The organism is Neobacillus fumarioli NBRC 102428, from assembly GCF_001591485.1.
Classification (GTDB): Bacteria; Bacillota; Bacilli; order Bacillales; family Cytobacillaceae; genus Neobacillus; species Neobacillus fumarioli.
In genome coordinates, this window is the sequence record NZ_BCUZ01000122.1 from 1 (window position 1) to 7,882 (window position 7,882).

6 protein-coding genes are annotated in these 7,882 nt (G+C 38.8%); 1 reads left to right on the forward strand and 5 read right to left on the reverse strand.

The window, feature by feature from the left end:
• Positions 1 to 40: 40 nt before the first annotated feature.
• The 3 genes from BFU02S_RS13375 to BFU02S_RS13385 form a co-directional block, all read right to left on the reverse strand.
• Positions 41 to 970, reverse strand: coding sequence for a metal ABC transporter substrate-binding protein (locus tag BFU02S_RS13375; protein ID WP_066371551.1), 930 nt, complete (start codon positions 968 to 970; stop codon positions 41 to 43).
• 372 nt (positions 971 to 1,342) lie between these two features.
• Complete coding sequence (locus tag BFU02S_RS13380; protein ID WP_066371553.1) at positions 1,343 to 2,380, reverse strand: electron transfer flavoprotein subunit alpha/FixB family protein; 1,038 nt, start codon at positions 2,378 to 2,380, stop codon at positions 1,343 to 1,345.
• On the reverse strand, positions 2,381 to 3,208 hold the full coding sequence (locus tag BFU02S_RS13385) for an electron transfer flavoprotein subunit beta/FixA family protein (RefSeq protein WP_066371560.1): 828 nt from the start codon (positions 3,206 to 3,208) through the stop codon (positions 2,381 to 2,383).
• A gap of 279 nt (positions 3,209 to 3,487) precedes the next feature.
• On the opposite strand from BFU02S_RS13385, the gene BFU02S_RS13390 reads away from it, so the two are divergent.
• Positions 3,488 to 4,903: a PQQ-dependent sugar dehydrogenase gene (locus BFU02S_RS13390; protein WP_066371561.1), complete on the forward strand. Its 1,416-nt coding sequence runs from the start codon at positions 3,488 to 3,490 to the stop codon at positions 4,901 to 4,903.
• A gap of 200 nt (positions 4,904 to 5,103) precedes the next feature.
• Here BFU02S_RS13390 and aimA read toward each other — a convergent pair whose 3' ends face one another.
• Together aimA and BFU02S_RS13400 are read right to left on the reverse strand one after the other, a co-directional pair.
• Positions 5,104 to 6,708 (reverse strand): glutamate/serine transporter AimA, encoded by a 1,605-nt coding sequence (gene aimA, locus BFU02S_RS13395; protein ID WP_066371567.1) that lies wholly within the window; start codon positions 6,706 to 6,708, stop codon positions 5,104 to 5,106.
• Between the two features lie 469 nt (positions 6,709 to 7,177).
• On the reverse strand, positions 7,178 to 7,726 hold the full coding sequence (locus BFU02S_RS13400) for a DUF2179 domain-containing protein (RefSeq protein WP_066371571.1): 549 nt from the start codon (positions 7,724 to 7,726) through the stop codon (positions 7,178 to 7,180).
• Positions 7,727 to 7,882: the final 156 nt, after the last annotated feature.

Sequence of the window (7,882 nt, forward strand, 5' to 3'; positions counted from 1 at the left end):
CAGCCCCATTCTATATTGTATTCATGAATCTTTTATTACTTTATTCTAAAAGGGAGTGTTTTAATGCTTCAAGATTTTGTTTCATAACTTCAATATATCCAAGACCTTTTTCTTGCTCATCTTTTGTTAATCCTTCTAATGGGTTTAGCACTTCTGTTTTAGCGCCTATTTCATTGGCTAATGTTTGAGCTACTTTGGGTGAGGCTAATCCTTCAAAGTAAATAGTCTTTATATTTTTCTTTTTCATCAAATCTGCTAATTCAGCCAATTTACTTAGGCTCGGTTCCACATCCGGGGATAATCCTGCAATTGGGATTTGCGTTATACCATATTGTTTTGCCAAATATCCAAATGCTGCATGTTGAGTAACGAAGTCTTTTTTCTTTGCCTTATCAATCGTCTCTTTGTATAAGTGATCCAAATCAACGAGCTGAGTTTTAAAGGCTTCAGCATTTTTTTCATACGTATCTTTATTTTTAGAGTCTTTTTGCTCTAAAGCCTGGGCAATATTATCAACCTCTTTCTCAGCTAGTACAGGTGAAAGCCATACATGAGGATCTTTAGAGATAGGGGAATTTCCTTCCTCTCCTGAAGTTGCATCTAAAAGCTTGATCCCTTTAGACGCCTCAACAACTTTTAAGTTTGATGGATCAATACTTTTTAAGACTTTGTCCACCCAAGTTTCCATGTAACGGCTATTGTAAATAAACACATCTGCGTCTTGAATTTTCGCCATATCTTTTGCAGTTGGTTCCCAATCATGGGGTTCAACACCATTTGGAATTAATAAGTCAACATTCGCAGCATTTCCAGCCACTTTTTGGGCAAAATAATACATAGGATAAAACGTGGTAATAACCTTTAGTTTTTTTGTTCCTTCGCTTGTTTTTTGACTGTTTGACTGAACAGCATTAGAGCATCCGCCAAGCAACAGCAAAAAAATCATAAAAGGAAATAAAAATTTTTTCATACTCCTTTTCTCCTCCAACATCTATTAATTAGGAATCATTACGATTTAAAAAACAGAAATTATTTTTGTATCATCAAAGATTACTAGAGACAACAAATCAGAACCATTACGAATTGTATCTTATAACGATTATTCGTTTCTGTCAAATTAAATTCATCCATGCATGATTACCTGGTATCAAACGAACAAACATCTGCCTATTTGACAGAAGGTATCTCTTATTTTCAAAATAAATTTTAAACATACAAGGAAGCAGGAAGTCCAATTCCCTCCTGCTTCCTTCATATTATTGTTGCTGCCCCTGCCAAGGAATTTCATTTTAACATGTTTTTTGATTATTTGTCATGCTGCAGTGGTTCTTTTTGATCCATATTAACAACCATTGCTGGTGTTGCTGACTGTTTCCCTAGATAAAGCCTTTTGAAACTGTTCGATAAGAATCGGCACAATCTCAAAAGCATCACCAACAATTCCATAATGACAGGACTGAAAAATAGGGGCATCTTTGTCCTTATTAATGGCAATGATTAAACCGGAATTTCTCATTCCCACAATATGTTGAATCGCGCCGGAAATTCCAATCGCAAAATAAATTTTGGGTGTTACTGTTACACCGGTTTGCCCAACTTGATGAGCGTGGTCGATCCAACCTGCTTCCACAACGTCCCTGCTGGCACCCACAGCTCCTCCAATGGTTTGAGCGAATTGGTGAATTAATTGAAATCCCTCCAAACTCCCTAATCCTTTTCCGCCAGCCACAATGATATCCGCTTCATCAATCCTTACTTTTTTTACCGTTTCTTTTACAATTTCTAAGACCTTTGTCCGAATATCCTCTTCCTTTAGGAAGATCGTTTCTTCAACCACCTTGCCAGTTCTTCCTGGCTGGGGAGTGAGTGCTTTCATAACTTTTGCGCGGACAGTAGCCATTTGCGGCCGGTATTTCTTACATAAAATGGTCGCCATTATATTTCCGCCAAAGGCAGGTCTGCTCGCCAACAGCAGCCCCGTTTCCTCTTCTACGTCTAGCTCCGTCGTATCCGCCGTCAAACCTGTCGGCAGATCGGTGGCCACCGCGCTTGCCAGGTCTTTTCCGGTTGAAGTAGCCCCAAACAGGATAATTTCCGGCTTATGTTTTTCCGTACAATCCAGCAATGCTTTCATATAAGTTTCGGTCCGATAATGTTGAAAAATAGGTTGGTCGTAAACGTACACAGTATCAGCACCATATTCAAAAACAGTTTTTGTTAAATGTTTAACATTTTCCCCGATTAAAATACCCGCCAATTCTACCCCCCGTTTGTCTGCTAACTTTCTTCCGGCACCTAGAAGTTCAAGGGATACAGAAGCAACTACATCATCTTTTTGTTCAATGAAAACCCATACCCCTTTGTAAGCCTTGAAATCCATCTAAATTCCCCCCTTGTGTTGAAACAGTTCTTTCTTGTCAAGCACGATCGAGAGCAGCTGCTCCACTTGTTCCCTTGGGTTGCCTTCAAGGAATGTTCCTCCAGCCGGTTTAGGTGGCGCCCATACTTTGGACACAATGGTCGGGGAACCCTTCAAACCAAGTTGCTTTATATCGACATCCTCCAAATCATCAACCGACCAGATATGCGGTTGATATCTGGCAGCTTTAATCATGTTTGGAAGCGGCGAGTACGGGACTTCATTGATTGTTTTTTCAACGGAAAATAAACATGGCAATGTTGACCGGATAACTTCATATCCATCCTCCAACTTGCGGTGGACAATGGCATATCCCTCTTCTTTATTAATTTCCACTACTTTATTTACAGACGTAAGCGGCGGAATATCGAGCCTACGGGCAATTCCCGGTCCTACTTGTCCGGTATCTCCATCAATGGACATTTTACCGCAAATAATCAAATCTATTGGTCTCGTTTTTGCAATTTTTTCAATTGCCTTTGTCACGGCATAGCTTGTTGCCAATGTATCCGCCCCTGCAAATCGGCGGTCCGTGATCAAATAGCCTTCATCCGCACCAATCTCAATGCATTTCTTAATCGCGGTAACCGCTGGAGGCGGTCCCATCGTTACAACCGATACGATCCCTCCATACCTTTTCTTCAGACGAACTGCTTCTTCTACAGCATGGGAATCATATGGATTTAAGATCGCAGGAGCTGTCCTGCGATCCATCGTATTGGTCTTTGGATTCATCTTGATAATTTTGGTGTCAGGCACTTGCTTGATACTGGCCACAATGTGAAGCATTGAACCCCTCCTTAAAAAATGCAAATTTCTTTCATTGCCTCAGTTTTTCAGCTAAAAGACTTTTTATGCCCGTTTACTTTTACTTTATTAAAAGTGACGTCCTTACATGCGAATTTTCTGATAAATATTGAGAGTAGGAAGAATTCCATTCATATTGAATAAAGATTCCCTGGCGCTAAACCGAAACCTTTCGAATTTCCCGGCCTTAATATGGTACTAATAGAACCGTACGAATCATACTCTTAGAAAAGAAGCTAATAAGAAGGAGTGTAAAGTTGGGTGAAAAAGGTTAAGGTTCGTTTGCGTCCCATTGTCAGCAATATTAATTTACCCACCGCATTGAAAGCTGCTATACTGCCGGGTGATTCCATTGAAAGATTATTTATTGCTACCCAAGTTGGAGAGATCATTTACATTGGAAACTCAAGTTTGAGGACCTTTTTAGATATTCGCCCACGAATCATCAAATTAGGCCGTTCTGGAGACGGTTATGATGAACGGGGATTGCTTGGGCTGGCGTTTCATCCGGGGTTTTATTATAACGGTTTGTTTTATCTTCATTATTCAGTAGCTGGAACACAAGGTCCAGGTGCACTTTCGGAACCTTTTAAGCCTAACCCGTGTGATCCTAAAACGTTAAACCTAAAGTGGACAAATAGAGAAACTCAATATGATCATATTGATACGGTTGAAGAATGGATTTTGCAATCGAATGGACAACCTCAAAAACGACGGACATTACTTAACTTAAGAAGACCTTTTTCTAATCATAATGGTGTCAACAGCCTAAACTTCTCACCGGAAACAGGAAAACTTATTTTAACAACCGGTGATGGCGGATCAGGCTATGATCCATTTCATTTAAGTCAGGATGATATGGAAATAGCCGGTAAAATCATTGAAATTGACGTAGCTAGGAATACATTTATCGATAATCCACCGGCAGTTACACGTTTTCATGAACTTCCCGTACCTATTCAGGAAACTCTTACGGTCATTGCCAAAGGGGTCCGCAATATACCAGGCATTTCATATCAAAGATTTTATAATCAGTATATTAAATATGTAGGAAATGTCGGACAGGATCTGTCGGAGTCGATTTTTTCTTTCGTTCATTATAAACCCATACCGGTTACTCAGCTTGTTCAAGCTTATTTAAGAAACACCGAAACTAATCAAGAAGGCTTTATTAACTTTGGCTGGCGAGGGTGGGAAGGTGCTTTTCCAACTTCTATAATAAAGGAATGCACTGAAAATCCGGCTACAGATGAGAAAACAATTGCTTATTACAATGAAGCGATAAAAACTTCAAGTACGCGTCTTCAGCCTCTGACTAGTTATTTTCATAAAGATCCCCGGCCCGATAAGTTTGGAGGAACTGCCCTTACAGGAGTACAAGCCTACATGGGGAATGGAATCCCCAATTTAACGGGAAGTGTGGTTTTTACGGATCTTGCCCGAAAGCAAAAATCTCAAGGTCCGATTAGAGGCGTGTTAGCTTCTACCAGGATAAGAACAGATGGTAAACTAAGCGATTATAGTGTTATTGAAACCGATTATAACTTTGGGTCTCAATCTGCCTATTATGTTAATTTGGGAACGAATCTGGACCAAACACGAATTTACTTAGGGGTTTATGGTTCTATGAAGGTGACTGATTTTAATCAGGGGACTGTTTTTGAAATTGTTCCGTGACTAGATCAACTTACATTGTATCCGAGGAATCTTTTACTTGGAATTATAAGATAGAAATATAAAACAAACAAGAGAGCAACTCATGCTCCCTCGTTTGTTTAGACTCAAAAGCCTTACATCTTGGTTTCCTTCATTTTACGTTAATTGTTTTAACCAATATAATTCCATTTTTATTATAATTACCTATCTAATGTCTTAAATCAATCAGCTGTCATTGCTGCATCTCTGTCTTTCAACTCTTTATTAACTTTTTTGGCTTCTAGCAGGTACTCCGTTTCAAAACCACTGTTAACAGCCCAAATATAAAAACCAAGGGATACACCAGCTATAATTACCATATCCCAACCATATGGAATGACATTTATGCCTCCAAACTTCTCACTCCCCAAATAGGAGATGCACATCATAACTAATAAGTAGGCAACCATCCAAACACCTGCCAGGAAGTTTTGTCGAAAGCCTTGCCATTTCTTTTTAGCTTGGTAATAGAAATAAATAGGCAGCCCAATGATGATAATGAACAAAACTTGTCCTGTAAGCGGCCAACGTGCCCAGTACAATGTTAAGGAAGCAAAAATAAATCCGCAGGGTGCAATCAGCTTCAATCCTTTAAGACAAAGTGGACGATACAGATGTTTTCCTGTTCTTCTTAATGTCATAACAGTAACAGGACCCGTAATGTAGGATATTAAGGTGGCAACGGAAATAACTTCCGCCAATGCCCCCCAGCCTTTAAACACAATTAAAAATAGAAAACATACCGCAAGATTAACGAACATGGCTGGTCGTGGCACCCCGTAAACTGGATGAATCTTGCCTAAAACGGCGGGTAAATACCCATTCCTTTCCATACCATAAATCATCCGTGCTGTTGTTGCGGTATACGTTGTTCCTGTACCGGATGGAGAAACAAATGCATCAAGGTATAACACGATCACCAGCCAATTGATATTTAAAGCAATTGCTAAGTCTGCGAAAGGAGAGTTAAAGTTTATATTATCCCAACCATGTACAAGCATAGCAGGTTTAACGGCGCCAATATAGGCAACCTGTAAAAGGACATAAATAACGGTTGCAATTAAAACAGAACCTACTACTGCGATCGGAATGGACCGGCCTGGTTTTTTAGCTTCACCCGCCATATTAATCGGACTTTGAAACCCATTAAATGCAAACACAATCCCAGAAGTAGCAACCGCGGTGAGCACACTTGGCCATCCATAAGGTGCAAAACTATGTCCGTAAGTAAAGTTTCCACCATGAAATCCAACGAACAGAAGGGCACCAATTGTTAATCCAGGGATAATTATTTTAAATATTGTTATAAGTGAATTTACTTTTGCAAATAAGCTTACGGTCCAGTAATTTAGGAAAAAGTAAATAAGCATCAACACAGAAGCAATACCAAGCCCTTCCGGCGTAAGTATTCCGTTTTGTACTAAACTATGAGTCCACTTTGCCCAACTCCATGGCCACGAGCTCATATATTGTACAGAAGCTATGGCCTCAACGGGAATTACAGAAACAATCGCAATCCAGTTCGCCCACGCAGCAAGAAACCCTACAAAAGATCCATGGGAATATTGTGTGTATTTCACCATTCCTCCAGCCTCGGGGAACATGGCACCCAATTCAGAATAAGAAAGAGCGATACATAGGATCACAATCATCCCAATAATCCAAGCAAAAATAGCGGCTGGCCCAGCAATTTTAGCTGCCTTCCAAGCACCAAACAACCAACCAGAACCAATAATTGACCCGAGACCCGTCATGGTCAGCGCAAAAGTTCCCATCTTACGATGCATAGTTCTACTCCTTTCAAAAATAGATTGAAGAGATGCTTCCAAGACTCTTACATTAACGTCCATAGAAAGTTCAATGACACTTCAAAAGCTAATCACTATACAGATGTGTTATGTTTTGACTGATTTCGCTGTATATGTATTAGCTGAAACAGGCATTTATTTGATAATGCACTAACTTTCTGACAACTCGAAAAGCCTCTTCATAAGTATTTATCAGTTGGAATAAATAAAACATAGAATTTATTATAGTATACGTATAATAATTATTCCAATAGCAAAAATGTTCGTCATTTTCAAAAAAAACAAAAAAAATAGAGATGTATGACTTGAGTTTCAGTATTTTTACAATTAACTCCATTTCTACATTAAATATGGAATACAATTTCTAAGTACCCCCAAAACTTACGAAATCCCGAAAGTTGATAAATGAGGTAGGTTTTCACACAATCTTCATAGTTTTCATCATTAGTTACATTTGTTTTAATGTATTGCACTTTTTTAAATGTTTCTTCATCGATTTAATTAAGTATCCACCTTTAAATTTCCGCGGTTCATAAGAAATGATGAATGCTTTTGGTTCGTATTCCTCGATTAAATCCATCAGTTCATTTTCGCGGTTTCGCTTTGTTAGTATTTCTAGTTGAAATCTTTTACTATCACGTCCCATTCCTTCAAAGACGGTAACCCCAAATCCTTTATTTCTTAATATGGCAATAAGTTCTTCATTCATTTCCATTAAGTTTACAACTAAACACGTGTAACCAATAGCTAGCTTATTTTCTACCCTTGAGCCAATATATAATCCTACTCCGAACCCAACAGCATAAACGATCATTTCAGCTATGCTTTGGTGACCAGAAAAAACCAAGGAAAGACCAAATACGTAAATTAGTGCCTCCAATATTCCAAATGATGAAGCTGCGACACTCATATTCTTTACTAAAAAAATGGTCCGAAGTGTCAAAACAGGGACGTACACTAATTGAAGTGCAAAGATTAAAATAATTTTTAATAGCATAAAGGAACTCCTCCCAGCTGACTTATAATATTTCAATACCAGCCTATTCATTTTATCATGCAAAGAAGCTGGAGAGATATTACCTATTAAAAAATTCCAACAAAAAAGAACAGATTCCCTTCTCTTAACAACATGGAAGAAGGTCGATAGTAATGT

Coding starts and splice junctions, on each gene's coding strand:
- BFU02S_RS13400 (WP_066371571.1), bottom strand. CDS start 7,726: ATGCTATTAAAAATTATTTTAATCTTTGCACTTCAATTAGTGTACGTC.
- BFU02S_RS13385 (WP_066371560.1), bottom strand. CDS start 3,208: ATGCTTCACATTGTGGCCAGTATCAAGCAAGTGCCTGACACCAAAATT.
- BFU02S_RS13380 (WP_066371553.1), bottom strand. CDS start 2,380: ATGGATTTCAAGGCTTACAAAGGGGTATGGGTTTTCATTGAACAAAAA.
- BFU02S_RS13375 (WP_066371551.1), bottom strand. CDS start 970: ATGAAAAAATTTTTATTTCCTTTTATGATTTTTTTGCTGTTGCTTGGC.
- aimA (WP_066371567.1), bottom strand. CDS start 6,708: ATGCATCGTAAGATGGGAACTTTTGCGCTGACCATGACGGGTCTCGGG.